The 15536-nt window shown below is 63.3% G+C and carries 14 protein-coding genes and 1 tRNA gene; 12 read left to right on the top strand and 3 right to left on the bottom strand.

Features of this window, described 5'->3' with window-relative positions; translation table 11 throughout:
* The first annotated feature begins 244 nt into the window (after positions 1-244).
* Entirely contained in the window at positions 245-1117 is an 873-nt protein-coding gene (locus ACUIAG_RS02645) for a MerR family transcriptional regulator (RefSeq protein ID WP_445340069.1), read from the top strand.
* Here ACUIAG_RS02645 and ACUIAG_RS02640 read toward each other — a convergent pair.
* Positions 1099-1187 (bottom strand) — tRNA-Leu (locus tag ACUIAG_RS02640). The genes ACUIAG_RS02645 and ACUIAG_RS02640 overlap by 19 nt on opposite strands.
* 119 nt (positions 1188-1306) lie before the next feature.
* Here ACUIAG_RS02640 and ACUIAG_RS02635 point away from each other — a divergent pair.
* The 6 genes from ACUIAG_RS02635 (at position 1307) to era (ending at position 6651) form a co-directional block, all read left to right on the top strand.
* Positions 1307-2107, top strand: a complete 801-nt coding sequence (locus ACUIAG_RS02635; protein WP_445340068.1) for a 16S rRNA (uracil(1498)-N(3))-methyltransferase — start codon at positions 1307-1309, stop codon at positions 2105-2107.
* An 89-nt stretch (positions 2108-2196) separates the two neighbouring features.
* Positions 2197-2544 carry a histidine triad nucleotide-binding protein gene (locus tag ACUIAG_RS02630; protein WP_306220899.1) on the top strand — a complete coding sequence of 116 codons (348 nt, stop codon included), beginning with the start codon at positions 2197-2199 and terminating at the stop codon, positions 2542-2544.
* Between the two features lie 40 nt (positions 2545-2584).
* On the top strand, positions 2585-3748 hold the full coding sequence (locus tag ACUIAG_RS02625) for a PhoH family protein (RefSeq protein ID WP_445340067.1): 1164 nt from the start codon (positions 2585-2587) through the stop codon (positions 3746-3748).
* A complete protein-coding gene (ybeY, locus tag ACUIAG_RS02620; RefSeq protein WP_101432424.1) occupies positions 3745-4299 on the top strand; it encodes an rRNA maturation RNase YbeY in 555 nt (184 codons plus the stop codon). The genes ACUIAG_RS02625 and ybeY overlap by 4 nt, the downstream gene beginning before the upstream one ends.
* Complete coding sequence (locus ACUIAG_RS02615; RefSeq protein WP_445340355.1) at positions 4292-5704, top strand: hemolysin family protein; 1413 nt, start codon at positions 4292-4294, stop codon at positions 5702-5704. Before ybeY ends, ACUIAG_RS02615 begins: the two co-directional genes overlap by 8 nt.
* Positions 5701-6651, top strand: a complete 951-nt coding sequence (gene era, locus ACUIAG_RS02610) for a GTPase Era (protein WP_445340066.1) — start codon at positions 5701-5703, stop codon at positions 6649-6651. Before ACUIAG_RS02615 ends, era begins: the two co-directional genes overlap by 4 nt.
* 6 nt (positions 6652-6657) lie before the next feature.
* Here era and ACUIAG_RS02605 read toward each other — a convergent pair whose 3' ends face one another.
* A complete protein-coding gene (locus ACUIAG_RS02605; RefSeq protein WP_396176801.1) occupies positions 6658-8667 on the bottom strand; it encodes an AMP-dependent synthetase/ligase in 2010 nt (669 codons plus the stop codon).
* A gap of 235 nt (positions 8668-8902) precedes the next feature.
* Between ACUIAG_RS02605 and ACUIAG_RS02600 the strand changes: the two genes are divergently transcribed.
* The 3 genes from ACUIAG_RS02600 to ACUIAG_RS02590 all read left to right on the top strand — a co-directional run bounded on the left by ACUIAG_RS02600 (position 8903) and on the right by ACUIAG_RS02590 (position 11836).
* Positions 8903-9526, top strand: coding sequence for a 50S ribosomal protein L25/general stress protein Ctc (locus tag ACUIAG_RS02600; protein ID WP_445340065.1), 624 nt, complete (start codon positions 8903-8905; stop codon positions 9524-9526).
* 204 nt (positions 9527-9730) lie between these two features.
* Positions 9731-10858 carry a branched-chain amino acid aminotransferase gene (locus ACUIAG_RS02595; RefSeq protein ID WP_306220895.1) on the top strand — a complete coding sequence of 376 codons (1128 nt, stop codon included), beginning with the start codon at positions 9731-9733 and terminating at the stop codon, positions 10856-10858.
* 183 nt (positions 10859-11041) lie between these two features.
* Positions 11042-11836, top strand: coding sequence for a trimeric intracellular cation channel family protein (locus ACUIAG_RS02590; RefSeq protein ID WP_313841939.1), 795 nt, complete (start codon positions 11042-11044; stop codon positions 11834-11836).
* Between the two features lie 39 nt (positions 11837-11875).
* Here ACUIAG_RS02590 and rpsT read toward each other — a convergent pair whose 3' ends face one another.
* The gene (rpsT, locus tag ACUIAG_RS02585) at positions 11876-12136 is read right to left on the bottom strand and encodes a 30S ribosomal protein S20 (RefSeq protein WP_015021872.1); all 261 of its coding nucleotides are present in this window, start codon (positions 12134-12136) and stop codon (positions 11876-11878) included.
* Positions 12137-12281: 145 nt separating this feature from the next.
* Between rpsT and lepA the strand changes: the two genes are divergently transcribed.
* Both lepA and hemW read left to right on the top strand, forming a co-directional pair.
* Positions 12282-14159 (top strand): translation elongation factor 4, encoded by a 1878-nt coding sequence (lepA, locus tag ACUIAG_RS02580; RefSeq protein WP_101432419.1) that lies wholly within the window; start codon positions 12282-12284, stop codon positions 14157-14159.
* 4 nt (positions 14160-14163) lie between these two features.
* Positions 14164-15507: a radical SAM family heme chaperone HemW gene (gene hemW / locus ACUIAG_RS02575; RefSeq protein WP_445340064.1), complete on the top strand. Its 1344-nt coding sequence runs from the start codon at positions 14164-14166 to the stop codon at positions 15505-15507.
* Positions 15508-15536 lie beyond the last annotated feature (29 nt).

Here is a 15536-nt window from a genome sequence, read left to right as displayed (position 1 = left end):
GCTCGGTCGGCGGTTGTGTCCCCGTCGACCTTGTATGAATTTCACCCTATGGCCTGGTGTGAGACGAGGGTCAAATCGAGCAAACGGTCATTGCGGAAGTTTGAATCTGAAGATGCAGACAGGGGGCAAAACCTTGGCAGAGCAAGGTTTTTAGGCTGATATGATGGATCACGTCCATAAAAGGTCCAGGTGAGAGGGGCATGAAAAACCTTAGGGTCGGACCAGACCCTTGCAGGAGGTAGTTATGGAAGTCAAGGATGACGAAACAGCAAGCCTGATGGAGGAGGGCTACACCATCCGTCAGACGGCACGCTTGTATGACATCACCACAGAGACCCTGTATTACTATGAGCGGATCGGGCTGGTGGTGCCCCGGCGCAATCCGGTCAACGGTTATCGACTCTATGGGCCGGAGGATTTCGCTCGGCTCAACGTCATCCAGGCCCTTCGGAAGCTGGATTTCAGCCTGGACCGCATCGGTCATTACCTGGAGAATCGCACCTTCGACGCCACCCTGTCCTTGATTGACGAGGAAGTGGAACATGTGGACAGCCAGATGCGGTATTTGGCCTCGATCAAGCGGGGACTGTTGAGCAGCTTGCAAAAGTATACGCAGGCCATGACCTCCATATCCCCGGCACGGACCGTCATTGTCCACCGTCCCCTGCGTCACTGCGCTCTGGTGGCGGACCACATGATCGGCTATGACCGGATTCCCTTTGCATTCGCCCACTACACGGCATTGCACCATGAGGCGCTGCAGATTCTCAATACGCTGACCTGCTATCAGGTGGATGCCTCGCATCCGCTTAAGGGCTGGTTCCAGCCCAAGGCCATCCTGCTCTACTGTCCCGATCCAGGGTTCCGTGGTGACTACGATCTTCCAGCGGGCACCTATGCCTCTTGCACCTTCGCGGGCAGTTTCACCCGGTGCAGACAAATCCATGCCAAGATGCTCGAAGATCTGAAGACCATGGGCTACCGGGTGGACGGAGATCCTCTGGAATTCTGTCTGATTGGCGAATACGAGTCCAATGACTTCGATGAGTATGTGAGCAGGATGGAGATCCCTGTAGTCCCCATTGATAAGGAATCGAGTGTCCGGAACGGGAGTTGAACCCGTACGCCTGTATATATATAGGCACTAGCACCTCAAGCTAGCGCGTCTACCATTCCGCCACCCGGACAGGTGCGTAATCGCAACGGAGATAATCATAGCATCTCAGACGATATTGCGCACTGGGCGATTGGGGGAGCGTGTCGTCACGGAAGAGCGCTTTTCGGCGGCGGGCTGTAGCCTAACACCATGACTGCACCCCTCTTCCTGCTGGATCCCGACCACGATGATTCCCCACTGGCCAGCGATGAGCTCCATACCGGCTGGCGCCTGACCCTGCCCGAGCGCATCCGTCGCCATGCTCTGGGCTCTATGAGGCTAAAGAACGGGGACCAACTGGATCTTTCCGACGGAGACGGACTGCATATCAGCGCTCTGGTCAGGGATGCTTCGACCGGCCTGGTGGAGGTCACCGCAGTAGGGCGGCAGGCACCACCCGAGCAGGAACTGATTCTGGTCCAGGCCTTGGCCAAGGGCGGCAGGGACGAGCAGGCCATCGACATGGCCACCCAGATCGGAGTCGATCAGGTCATGCCCTGGCAGGCTGACCGGTCCATAGCCAAATGGCGGCCGGGCCGCAACGACCGGCACTGGCAGTCCGCGTTGGATGCCGCGACCGAGCAGAGCCGGAGGACCTACCGTCCTCGACTGCTCAATAAGGTGGACAGCCATGGCCTGGCCTCTTGGTGCCGGAAGGCGACCGACCAGGGAAGTATGGTCCTGATGCTGCACCAGGATGCTGACCTTGGATGGGATGCGGTCCGTAAACGTGTAGACAATCTGCCGGCCGGTTCGTCCGTAGCTGTGGTTGTGGGACCCGAGGGCGGGATTGCCGATCAGGAGATTCAGGCCATGATGAGGCAGGGGGCTCTGCCGGTCCGGCTGGGCGGCAACATCCTCCGGGCTTCCCTGGCCGGACCTGTAGCCCTGACCCTGCTGGCGGACATGATGGGCCGCTGGCAGTCAGCAGCCCCTGAGCCCAGCGCATGAAGTCGCGCGCAATATACAACCTCGACAATAAGATGGAAAACAGCGAAAATACCAAAAACAGCAATGTCGGCAAACAGTGAGGAGCGGTCATGAGCGATGACGATCGGCAGGAGGACTGCATTTTCTGCAGAATCGTGGCAGGGGAGGTCCCCAGCGAAAAGGTCTATGAGGATGAGACCGTCTACGCTTTCAAGGATGCCAACCCCAAGGCCGCTGTCCACGTCCTGATCGTCCCGCGTCACCACTACGCGTCCGTGGCCGAATTGGCCAAGGCCGCTCCCGACACTCTGGCCCACATCGTCCAGCTGGCGCAGCAGATCGCCGACAAGGACTTCCATGGAGCCTACCGGCTGATTTTCAACACCGGAGCGGATGCCGGCCAATCGGTCTTCCATGTCCACGCACACGTTCTGACCGGACAGGTGTTGCCTGAGTGAGGCCCGTGTTCACCATCGTCGTCGTGCAGGAAGGGAATCCGTGGCGGTAACTACGCGAACCCTGGAGATTCCAGAGGGGATCGACCCGGTTCAGGTGCTGGGGCCGGAGGATGCAGTCATCGAAAGGATCGAGCGCGCCTTCCCAGCGGTCTCCATCCTGGTTCGGGGCAATCGGATCATGCTGAGGGCCCGGGATCGACAGGGAGACGTTCAGGCGGCCCAGATCCGTGACCTGCTGTCCGAACTCATGCAGACCGCAGATCAGGTCCCTGTGGATGCCGATCAGGTGGGGCGAATACTGGACCACCGACGCTTGGGGACCGCCGACGCAACCGATTACTCCCATCCAATGAAGCCCGTCGCTGCCAACTCGGCAGACCATCAGGCAAGAGGCCGTAAAACGGCGGATCGAATCCCTGCAGACCGCAATTATCAGCAGACGGCTATTGCAGAGTCAGAGGGGGTCAACGCCCTGGACGGCAACAACCTATCGAGTCAGGCAGCCCCTGCTGCAGTTCGTCGCCGCCCCTTGACCCAGGCCTCCAAGGGCCCGATCAGGCCCAAGACCGCTGGCCAGTCCGCCTACGTGGCCGCCATTGAAACGCATACCATCACCTTCGGCATCGGACCGGCAGGCACCGGCAAGACCTATCTGGCAGTGGCCAAGGCGGTTCAGGAATTCCGGGCCGGACGCATCGGGCGCATTATTCTGACCAGGCCTGCCGTGGAGGCGGGGGAGAGCTTGGGCTTTCTGCCCGGCACCCTCAATGAGAAGGTGGACCCATACCTGCGGCCCCTCTACGATGCCCTGGCCGACATGCTGGGCACCTCGCGGCTCCACCGCCTTCTGGCAGATGAGACCATTGAGGTGGCCCCGCTGGCCTACATGCGCGGACGAACCCTGAACGATGCCTTCGTCATCCTGGATGAGGCGCAGAACACCACCGGCAGGCAGATGAAGATGTTCCTGACCCGCCTGGGCTTCAATACCAAGATGGTCATCACCGGCGACGTCACCCAGGTGGATCTGGGCGGGCCTGCATCTGGTCTGGCCACCATCGAACAGGTGCTGCACGGCATCGACGACATCGCCTTCGTGCACCTGCAGGCGGCCGACGTGGTGCGCAATCGGCTGGTCGGGCGGATTGTCCGGGCCTACGACCGTGCCGATCAAGCCCGCAGCCGGAGACGGGAGCAGGCATGAGCGTGGAAGTGACCAACGAGACCCAGTGGCTGATCGATGCCAAGACCTTCTCCGACCTGGGAGTATGGGTGCTGGACCAGATGCGGGTGAGCACCCAGTCCGACATGACCATCATCTTCAACGACCCCGAGCCCATGGCGGTGCTGCACGAGCGCTGGATGAACCTGGCCGGCCCAACCGATGTCATGAGCTTCCCCATGGACGAGCTGCGCCCCGGCGACGAGAACCATCGGCAGGAGGGCATCCTGGGCGACATCGTCATCTGCCCTTGGGTGGCGGCACAGCAGGCCCTGGCAGCCGGTCATTCCACCATGGAGGAGATGCTGCTGCTGGCCATTCACGGCACCCTGCATCTGTTGGGTTACGACCACACCAGCAGGGAGCAGGAGGAGCAGATGTTCGGTCTGCAACGCCAGCTGCTGCTGACCTTTCTGGCCCTGAGGCAGGGGCCCATTGCGGAGGCCGGGCTGCCGGCCGGGGCCACCAACGCTCTGGAGATCTATGAGCGGTATGGCCGTGGTGCCCACCGGAGAGGCAGATCCCATGAGTGACCGGGCCATAGTCGCCTTGGTGGTCATGGCTCTGGCCGCCATCGCTCTGGTCGTGCTCTCCCTGGCTCTGGCCGAGGCCCAGGGGGCGCTCAACAGGGTGACCCGATCCAGTCTCAACAATCTGATTTTGGGCCTGCAGACCGACCAGGAGCTCAGCCAGTTCTCCAGGATGAAGCGGATCGACCGCATTCATCGGGCCCAGAGTCTGATCTCCCAGCGTCAGGTGACGGGCAGCGCTTGCGCCTACGTACGCATCATCTGTGACATCCTGGTCGGTGTCCTGATGGCCTGCATGGCTGCCCTTGGCGGTCTGCCCCTCTGGGAGCAACTGCTGTGCGGAGTGGTCATGGCCGTCCTGGTGGCCGCCATCTCCGTCACCCTGGGTCCTCATGGACGGTCCCGCCAGCCCATGGAGGCACTGCTCAAGCATGTTCGCCTGGTCGGGCTGGCTGTTCTTCTGACGCCTTTCAAGCGTCGGCGGCAGGCCGAAGCCCGCTCCCGCAAAAACCACCGCGGCGACCTTTCCGACGACGAGGAGCTGGAGAAGATCCAGATCGAGCAGGGTCGAGCCATGGTCGACCAACTGGTGGAGGCCGGTGCCTTCGATCCCGAGATCTCCGAGATGCTGAAGAACGTGTTGACCCTGTCGACCACGCTGACGCGCGAGATCATGGTTCCCCGCACCGACATGATCTGCATCTCCAAGGATGCCAGCCTGGATTCGGCCCTGAAGCTCTTCTCCCGGTCGGGATTCTCCCGCATTCCCGCCATTGGGGACGACGTGGATGACCTGGTCGGCATCGTCTACTTGAAGGACGTGGTCCGCGCCCTGGCTTTCAACCGCAAGGGCGACAGATCAGTCGCCTCCATCATTCGCCGGCCGGTTCTGGTACCTGAATCCAAGCCGGTGGACGACCTCTTCCACTACATGCAGCGCTCCCGCCACCACCTGGCCGTGGTCGTGGACGAGTACGGGGGCATCGCCGGTCTGGTCACCATAGAGGATGCCATTGAGCAGATCGTGGGCGAGCTGGAGGACGAGCACGACCGGGTCCAGCACGATGAGCCCAAACAGATCGGCCCGCACACCTGGCAACTGCCGGTCCGCACGCCCATCACCGACCTGGAGGAGCTCTACGAGATCACCATCGACGAGGACGATGTGGACACAGTCTATGGCCTGCTGACCAAGCTGCTTGGTTCAGTGCCCGTCTCGGGCGCATCGGCGGTGACACGCGGAATCAGGCTGACCGCAGGCGAGGCGGTCGGCCGCCGCAAGAAGATCGCCACCATCGTGGTCGAGCCAGCCAACGGATCAAGCATCGCCCTGGAGGACGGTGCGGAACAAGAAGAAGAACAGGCCGACGGGGATCAACCCGAGCAGGACAGTCAGGAGAATTCATGACCAAGGAAGAACAGAGCGATGCCAAGGCACCGGCCCACCGATCGGGGTTCGTGGCAGTAGTGGGCCGACCCAATGTGGGCAAGTCCACCCTTATGAACGCCCTGGTTGGCCGACCCATCGCCATAGCTTCCTCCCGGCCGGAGACCACCCGCAAGGCTATCCGGGGGATCATGACCCGTCCCGAGGCCCAGGTGGTCCTGGTGGATACACCGGGCATCCACCGTCCGCGCACCCTGTTGGGCCAGCGGCTCAACGACGTGGTGGAAGCCTCCCTGTCGGATGTCGATGCCATTGCATTCCTGCTGCCTGCCGACCAGGCCATTGGCCCCGGCGATCGCCGCATTTTGAGCCGGCTTCGGTCCGAGTTCGCCCGCAAGGACAAGGGCAAGTGGATCTGGCGAAAGCCTTTGATCGCCGTGGTGACCAAGATTGACCAGCTGAGCAAGGGTCAATTGGTGGACAAGCTCCTGGAGATAGGCGCCTTTGCCGACTTCTCCCAGATTGTTCCGGTCAGCGCCTTGGAAGCTGACAACGTGGACGAGGTGGCCCAGGTGTTGATGGATGCCATGCCTGAGGGCCCTCAGCTCTACCCTGACGACCAGCTGACCGAGGAACGTCCCGAAGACATGATCGCCGAACTGGTCCGCGGAGCCTACCTGGAGGAGCTCAACGACGAGTTGCCCCACTCCCTGGCCGTCCGCGTGGAGTCCATCGATCCGGATCCTCAGGGCGGGCGCGACACCATCCATATAGGGATTTATGTAGAGCGCGACTCCCAGAAGCCCATCGTCATTGGACGGGGGGCCGAGCACCTGGTTCGGGTGAAAAAGAAGCTGCGCACCGCCGTCAACCGGACCATGGGTCGCAAGGTCCGGCTGGATCTGCATGTCAAGGTGGCCCGCAACTGGCAGACCGACCCCAAGCAGCTGGAGCGCCTGGGGTTCTGATCCTGCTCAGCGGCGGGGTGCCGGGGTGCGCTTGGCTGTGTACATCCGGGTGTTCAGAAGGTCGGCGTAGCGCTCGATGACCTTGGGCCGGATCACCTTCATGGATGGTGTCATCAGCCCGTTGTCCTGGGTGAACTCCTCGGGCAGGATGATGAACTTGCGCACTGACTCGGCCCGGGAGACGCCCTCGTTGGCCCGGTCCACATACTCCTGGACCTCGGCCCGGACCACGGCGTTCTGGGCCGCCTCCTGCAGGGACATGTTGCGATCCAGTCCCTTGGATGCCAGCCAGGGCCGCAGGGCGGACTCGTTCAGGGTGACCAGGGCCGAGATGAAGGGGCGCTTGTCGCCCAGAACCAGGGCCTGGGAGACGATCTCGGAGCGCTCGATGACCTCCTCGATGGGCCTGGGGGAGACGTTCTTGCCGCCAGCTGTGATGATCAGATCCTTCTTTCGCCCGGTCAGGAAGAGGAACCCGTCTCGGGAGAGCCGGCCCAGGTCGCCTGTGGCGTACCAGCCGTCCTCGGTGAAGGATGCACGAGTGGCCTCCTCATTCTTGTGGTAGCGGTGGAATACGCAGACGCCCTTGATCTGCACCTCGCCGTCCGAGGCGATGCGGATGGTGAATCCCGGGAAGGGGATGCCCACTGAGCCCCGGTGGTAGGGGGTGCCCAGGGGGTTGAAGGCGCAGGGTGCGGTGGTCTCGGTCAGGCCGTAGCCCTCATAGACCGGAACATTGGCGCCACGGAAGAACCCCAACAGTTCAGGATCCAGGGGAGCGCCTCCGGAGACGATCCACTTGGCCCGTCCGCCCAAGACCTGGCGCAGGGAAGCGTAGACCAGCGGGTCATAGATGGCTCGCCGCAGGGCGCTGCGCTTGGTCGGCCAGCCCTTGCGGGAGATGTCCTCCATGTAGGTGCGTGCCGCCCGTGCCGCCCCGTTGAAGATCCTGCCCTTGATGCCATGCCCGGCCTTCTGGGATGCGGCGTTGTAGACCTTCTCGAAGACCCTGGGCACGCCGATGATGACCGTGGGCTTGGACTCCTGCAGGTCGGACAGCAGGGTGGCCAGCCCGGAGGAGATGTACACCTGCATGGTTCCGTAGACGACCCCGTAGCTGATGGCCCGGGCGAAGGTGTGGGCCTGGGGCAGGAAGAGCAGGATGGATCCATCCGGGTCGTGGGTCAGATTGGGGATGAAGGCGTTCAGGTTCCTGGCCAGCTGGCAGTAATGCTCATGGGTCATCTCCACGCCCTTGGGCGCCGCTGTGGAACCGGAGGTGTAGACGATGGAGCAGAGGTCGGTCTTGCGGATGGAGTTGATCCGCTCGTCGAGTTCGGCGTCGCTGACCGACTCCCCGTAGGCCTGCAGCTCCTGCAGGGCCCCGGACTCCAGGCAGGCGATCCGCTCCAGGGTGGGGCAGTCCTTATCGGCCCCCTCGGCCTTGGCGCGCATCTCGGTGGTCTGCACCACCAGCAGCCTGGCGTCGGAGTTGTTGACGATGAATCGGATCTGTTCGGCCGAATCGGTGTCGTAGATGGTGGCGATGATCCCGCCGATGGACAGAACCGCGGCATCCACGATGTCCCACTCATAGCTGGTCCTGCACATGAAGGCCACGGCATCGCCCTTCTTCAGCCCGTAGTGCATGAAGCCCTTGGCGGTGGTCCTGATGTCGTGCAGGATCTCTCGGCCGGTCCGGTAGGTCCAGCTGCCGTTTTCAACGAAGTGCAGGACCGGCTGGTCGGGGGTCCGGCGGGCCCGATCAGCGTAGATGTCATAGACGGTCATGTCGTCAGGCACCGGTCCCATGCCGGCGGTGGTGGCCGAGAGCAGTCCCGAGGCCGGATCCATGCGCGTGGTGGTGGCGTAGTCAGCTGACCAGAAATGCGTATTGGGCAGGGCGAGGGCTTCCTGGGCGGCACCTGACGGATCCGCGGCCTGTTCGCCAGTCGGTCCCTCCCCATGACCCACCTGGTGTGCCACAAAAGATTTGACCGATGCTAGTAACGACACGTTGTCTCCTTCAATAATCGCGGGATATGTCCAGAATAGCCGCCTACTTGGAGAAGGGAGGGCCCGGTGCTAAAGTAGGCACGTTGCTTTGGCGAGGGAGGCTTCATGGCCTCCGTTATCGACTCGGCTGGATCATCGGCGGCCTTTCCTTATGGGCGGTCCGGAATCCGACGCGGCGATGCGCCAGGACCGGCCCAGGTCGGTCTTGAGGAACCACTCAAGGAAGGAAGCCAACATGGCTAACACAATTAAGCTCGAGGGCGAAGTCCGCGACCAATTCGGCAAGGGGGCGGCACGCCGCATGCGCGTGGCCCAGCAGATCCCCGCCACCATCTACGCCGGCGGCGCCCAGCCCGACTACATCAAGCTGCCCATGCGCGAGACCACTCTGGCCCTGCGCCGCGCCAACGCCCTCTTCTCCATCAGCTTCGGCGGGCAGACCAAGACGGCCGTGGTCAAGGACGTGCAGCGCAACCCGGTCAAGCGCCAGGTGGAGCACATCGACTTCTATGAGGTCCGCGCAGGCGAGAAGGTCACCGTGGAGGTGCCCGTCTTCGTCAGCGGCGAGACCAAGGGCGCTGCCGTGGCCCTGATCGACACCCAGAACCTGCAGGTCCGGGCCGATGTGTCCAACCTGCCCGAGCGCATCGACATCAGTGTGGAGGGCCTGTCCGAGGGCGACAGGATCCTGGCCAAGGATGTCAAGCTGCCCGAGGGCTCCGAGCTGATCATCGACGATATGGAGGAATCCATCGTCTCCGTCGAGATCCCCAAGGAGGAGAGCCTGGCGGCCCCCACTGAGGAGACCGAACAGCCCGATGCGCAAGCCGCTCCGGAGGCTGACGCCCAGAGCGAGTGAACCCAGAGGTTCGTTACTGCCAAGGCGTTTGCTGCTAAGGCCGTGGGATCATCATGATCCTGCGGCCTTTTTGCCTATGACGGTCACTATGCGAAATGCGCTGAACAGGTCAAGGCCTGCCTATGCGATAGTTCGGGTACCGGGCATCGCCATAAGCATTGCACCCGAGCAAACAAATACAGCAGCAAGAAGAAGTGGTAGACAATGGCAGAGCAATCACATCACGACCCGAAGGCACTCAATGAGTTGGCGGACGCTTTCAAGGTCATTCCCAACGATCATCCCGCCTCTGACGAGGAGCGTGCCCGGCTGATTGACAAGCCCGCCTTCGGCCAGCTCTTCTCAGACAACATGACCCACATGGGTTGGACTTCGGAAGACGGCTGGAATGATCGCAGGGTTGAGCCCTACGGACCGCTCAGCCTGGATCCGGGGGCCTCGGTGCTCCATTACGCCCAGGAGGCCTTTGAGGGACTCAAGGCCTACTACCACGACGACGGCTCCATCTGGCTCTTCCGCCCCGATGCCAACGCTCAGCGCTTCTACAATTCAGCCAAGCGTCTGGCCCTGCCTCCGCTTGAGCCCAATGACTTCCTGGGATCGGTTGCGGCCCTGGTCCGCCGTGACGCGGCCTGGGTGCCCAAGCGGCGCGAGTACACGCTCTATATGCGCCCCTACATGTTCGCCTCCGAGCCCTTCCTGGGCGTGCGCGCCCCGCATGCGGTGGACTATTGCGTCATCGCCTCGCCCTCGGGGCCCTACTTCGCCGGCGGCGTCAAGCCGGTCAGCATCTGGGTGGAGGACAAGTGGTTCCGCACCGGCCCCGGCGGCACCGGCTTTGCCAAGTGCGGCGGCAACTATGCGGCCTCCCTCCTGGGTGAGAACCGCGGTGCCGAGCATGGCTGCGAGCAGGTCTGCTTCGTCGACGCGGCCACCAAGACCTACCTGGAGGAGCTGGGCGGCATGAACATGTTCACCGTCCACAAGGACGGCCACTTGGAGACCCCCAGCCTGACCGGAACCATTCTGCCCGGCGTCACCCGCAACTCCCTGATCGCCCTGGCCCAGGATCACGGCAGGGATGTGGTGGAGACCATGATCCGCCTGGACACCCTGCTGGACGACATCCGCTCGGGCGAGGTCACCGAGGTGTTCGCCTGCGGAACCGCCGCCATCATCACCCCCATCGGACGCTTCAAGTCCGAGAACTTCGACGTCCAGGTGGCCGACGGCGGCTCTGGCAAGGTCACCATGGACCTGCGCAACGAGCTCCTGGGCATCCAGCTGGGCGAGATCGAAGACCCGCACGACTGGATGTGGAAGGTCTGCTGAGCGCTGACCCCATTCCTGCCTGACAGGTCTTGGATGGAAGGCGACTTCAGGGCGACGTTTCGCCTTGGGTCGCCTTCCTTCATATTTGTGGCCTTGCGCACATCACCGGCCTGTTCAGCTCTGTGCTTGGCTAATCTATAGACAGACTTGAGTGCGGGACGATTCCGGGAGGAGAAGCGCGGGATGAAGACGGCCTTGGAGGGGAACCTGATCTTCATGGTCATCGAGTACCTGGGCATCTTCAGCTGCGGGCTTTCGGGTGGCCTGGCTGCCGTGCGCAAGGGCTACGACATCATCTCCATTCTGCTGGTCTCCTGGATCAGTGCCCTGGGAGGCGGGGTGGTCCGAGACGTTCTTCTGGGTCAGGTGCCGCCCAGCGGCATTACCGACAAGGGCTCAGTCATCGTCACCCTGGCATCCGGCCTGGTGGTGGCTGTCGCCCATCCTGAAATCAGCAGGATGACCTGGTCCATGCTGGTCACTGATGCCATGGCCCTGGGATCCTTTGCCGTCAACGGTACGGCCAAGGCGCTGATGAGTGGAACCGGTGGCATGACGGCCATCTTCATGGGCATGGCCACGGCCCTGGTTGGCGGCCTGCTGCGAGACATCCTCCTCAACCAGGTGCCTGCGGTCATCCAGGACCAGCATTGGTATGCATTGCCCTCCCTGATCGGCTGCATGCTGACCCTGGCCTCCACGCGCGCCCAGCAGCATGGGCTCTATCCGGCCCGGGTCGACATGGCCCTGGACCTGGCCATCGTGGCCCTGGTGGTCGTCCTGCGCATCATCTCGGTGAAATTCAACATTCTGGTGCCTGGGGCGGTGGACCGGCGCTCGGCCCGGCTGCCGCTCAACGATGCCCAGCTGGCCAGGGCCATCCGTCATCTGATGCGTGGCCGGTCGAACATCAGTGTCACCATCAAGCACACCGACGAGGATTCCGACCGGAAACCGGATACGAAGAAGGGCCGGTGACCCAAGCGCTTGGATCACCGGCCCATCTGGGCACCCGGTTCAGAGGGCGTTGACGGCGTTGGCCAGACCGGACTTGCGGTTGGCGGCCTGGTTGCGGTGAATAACACCCTTGCCGGCGGCCTTGTCCAGACGGCGGGCGGCCACCTGGTAGGCAGCCTGAGCGGCCTCCTTGTCACCGGCATCCACGGCCTTGCGCACGGAACGCACGGAGGTCTTGATTGCGCTCTTGACCTCCTTGTTGCGCAGGTGCGCCTTTTCGTTGGTGATGACCCGCTTCTTCTGCGACTTGATGTTTGCCAATGTTGCTCCAAACGATGAATGTATCTGTACAGACAACCCACCATAGTAGCACCCGACCGGGAGAAGAATCCGCCATAGGCGGGCGCTTCGGCCCAGGGCATCGTCTAGAATCGTTAGACCAGACGTACGTGAGGAGAGCAGACCGGTGCAGGAAGCCAAGAACCAACCAGGATTCACCGACCAATCGCTGATCCGCAACTTCTGCATCATCGCCCACATCGATCACGGCAAATCCACGGTGGCCGACCGGATCCTGCAGCTGAGCGGGATTGTGCCCAAGCGCGAGATGCACGACCGGTTCCTGGACAGGATGGACATCGAGCAGGAGCGCGGCATCACCATCAAGTCCCAGGCCGTTCGCCTGCCCTGGGTCAAGGACGGCGTCGAATACACCCTGGGCATGATCGACACCCCGGGCCACGTGGACTTCACCTACGAGGTATCCCGTGCCCTGGAGGCCTGCGAGGGCGCGGTTCTGCTGGTGGACGCCACCCAGGGCATCGAGGCGCAGACCCTCTCCAACCTCTATATGGCCCTGGAGGATGACCTGACCATCATCCCCGTCCTCAACAAGATCGACCTGCCTTCGGCCGAGCCGGACAAGCATGCCGAGGAGATCGCCAACCTGATCGGCTGCTCCACGGACGAGGTGCTCCGGGTGTCGGGCAAGACCGGCCAGGGAATCCGTGAGCTGGTGGACCGCATCGTGGACCAGGTGCCGGCCCCCAAGGGGGATCCCAAGGCCCCGGCCCGGGCTCTGATCTTCGACTCGGTCTACGACTCCTATCGGGGAATCGTCACCTACATCCGGATGGTGGACGGCGAGCTCAAGGAGCGCCAGAAGATCCGCATGATGGGCCGGGCGACCGTGCACGACCCCATCGAGCTGGGAGTGATCAGCCCCGACATGACACCCACCAAGGCCCTGGGTGCCGGGGAAGTCGGCTATGTGATCACCGGCGTCAAGGACGTCAGCCAGTCCAAGGTGGGCGACACGGTCACCACCGAGGCCAACCCGGCCAAGGAGCCCCTGCCCGGCTATCAGGACCCCCAGCCCATGGTCTATTCCGGGCTCTTTCCCATCGACAACGCCCAGTTCCCCGAACTGCGCGACGCCCTGGACAAGCTCAAGCTCAACGATGCCGCCCTGGTCTATGAGCCGGAGACCTCGGTGGCCCTGGGCTTCGGCTTCCGCTGCGGCTTCCTGGGGCTGCTGCACATGGAGATCGTCACCGAGCGCCTGAGCAGGGAGTTCGGCATGGATCTGATCGCCACGGCCCCCAACGTCACCTATCAGGTGACCATGGAGGACGGCAGCGAGCACACGGTGACCAACCCCAGCGAGTTCCCCGACGGCAAGGTTCGCCGGATTCTGGAACCCGTGGTCAGCGCCGATATCATCACCCCCAAGGAGTTCATCGGACCGGTCATGGAGCTCTGCCAGGACCATCGCGGGCAGATGGGGACCATGGAGTATCTGAGCCCCGAGCGCGTCGAGATGCACTACAGGATGCCCCTGGCCGAGATCGTCTTCGACTTCTTCGACCAGCTGAAGAGCCGGACCAAGGGCTACGCCAGCCTGGACTACCAGCCCGACGGCACCCAGTCCGCCGACCTGGTCAAGGTGGACATCCTCATCCAGGGGGAGAAGATCGACGCCTTCTCGGCCATCGTCCACAAGGACAAGGCCTACGCCTACGGGGTGATGATGACCAAGAAGCTGCGCAAGCTGATCCCGCGCCAGCAGTTCGAGATCCCCATCCAGGCGGCCATAGGGTCGCGCATCATCGCCCGGGAGACCATCAGCGCCCTGCGCAAGGACGTGCTGGCCAAGTGCTACGGCGGGGACATCACCCGCAAGCGCAAGCTGCTGGAGAAGCAGAAGGCCGGCAAGAAGCGCATGAAGATGCTGGGACATGTCGAGGTGCCCCAGGAGGCCTTCATCGCCGCCCTGAGCACCGGCCAGGCCCAGGACCGGGACACCAAGGACAAGATCCGGGCCGCCGCCAGGAAGGAGGGCTGAACGGGTGGGATCCTACCAGGTCTACATCCATGTGCCCTTCTGCATGCGCCGCTGCGGCTACTGCGACTTCAACACCTACACGGCCCGCGACCTGGGCGGGGGCGCCAGCCGGGAGCACTATGCCGACCTGGCCATCCAGGAGATGCGCATGGTCCGCGACTGGCAGACCTCCCGAGGCCTGATAGAGCCGCCCGTGTCCACCATCTTCTTCGGCGGAGGCACGCCCACCATTCTGCCGGCCCAGGATCTGGTGCGCATGGTCGAGGCCGTGGCCGACCTTTGGGGGCTGTCCCCCGGGGCTGAGATCACCACCGAGGCCAACCCCGACACCGTTGATCGGGCCTATCTGGCGCATCTGCTTCGGGGCGGCATCAATCGGGTCTCCTTCGGCATGCAGTCAGCGGTGCCCAGCGTCCTGGCCACCCTGGATCGCACCCATACCCCGGCCAATGTGGCCACAGATGTGGCCGCCGCCAAGGACTTGGGGCTCAGGGCCAGTGTGGACCTGATCTACGGGACGCCGGGGGAGCGGCTTGAGGATTGGCGGACCAGCCTGCAGGCGGCCCTGGACCTGGGCGTGGACCATGTCTCCGCCTACGCCCTGACCCTGGAGCCCACCACCAAGATGGGCCGAGCCGTGCGCCGGGGCCAGCTGCCTGCACCCGATGATGACGACGAGGCGGCCAAGTACGAGATGGCCGACGACATGCTCTCCCAGGCAGGCCTCTACTGGTATGAGATCTCCAACTGGGCCCGCCCCGGCCAGGAGAGCCGCCACAACCTTGGCTACTGGCACAACGTGGACTGGGCCGGCATCGGCCCCGGCGCCCACTCCCACTATCGTGCTCTGGAAGGCCAGGACACAGGCATGGCGCCGGTGGATGAAGCTCGGGAACAGGAGCCTATGCCGTCCGTCTCTCCCGGGTTCAGGGCCACAGGAACAGCAGCGGCGCAAGAGGCCGATCCCGGGGCACGCTGGTGGCTGTCGCCGGAGCCCGGCCTGGGGGAGCGGCGTGCCAGGGCCATTCGCTCCTGGGACATCGCCCACCCCAGGGACTGGGCCGCCGCCATGGACGCCGGACATGTGCCCTGGCAGGATGCCGAGCTTCTGGGCTTCAGGCAGGACCTGGAGGAGACGGTCATGCTGGCCCTGCGCCTGCCGGAAGGCCTGGGGCTGGAACGGCTGACCAGGCAGGCGGGTCGTCCGGCTGACCCGAAGATCCTTAGGGATCTGGTCGATCAGGGCCTCCTGCTGCCCGTGCGTGACCGAATCCAGGTGACCCGCCGGGGCCGCCTGCTCAACGATCTGGTCATCGACCAGGTCCTGGAGGCGGTAGGAATTCGTTAGACACTGCGGAACGTTACACGGATGTCACC

Source organism: Bifidobacterium sp. ESL0825, from assembly GCF_052606465.1.
This window is presented reverse-complemented; position numbering and strand designations above follow the sequence as displayed.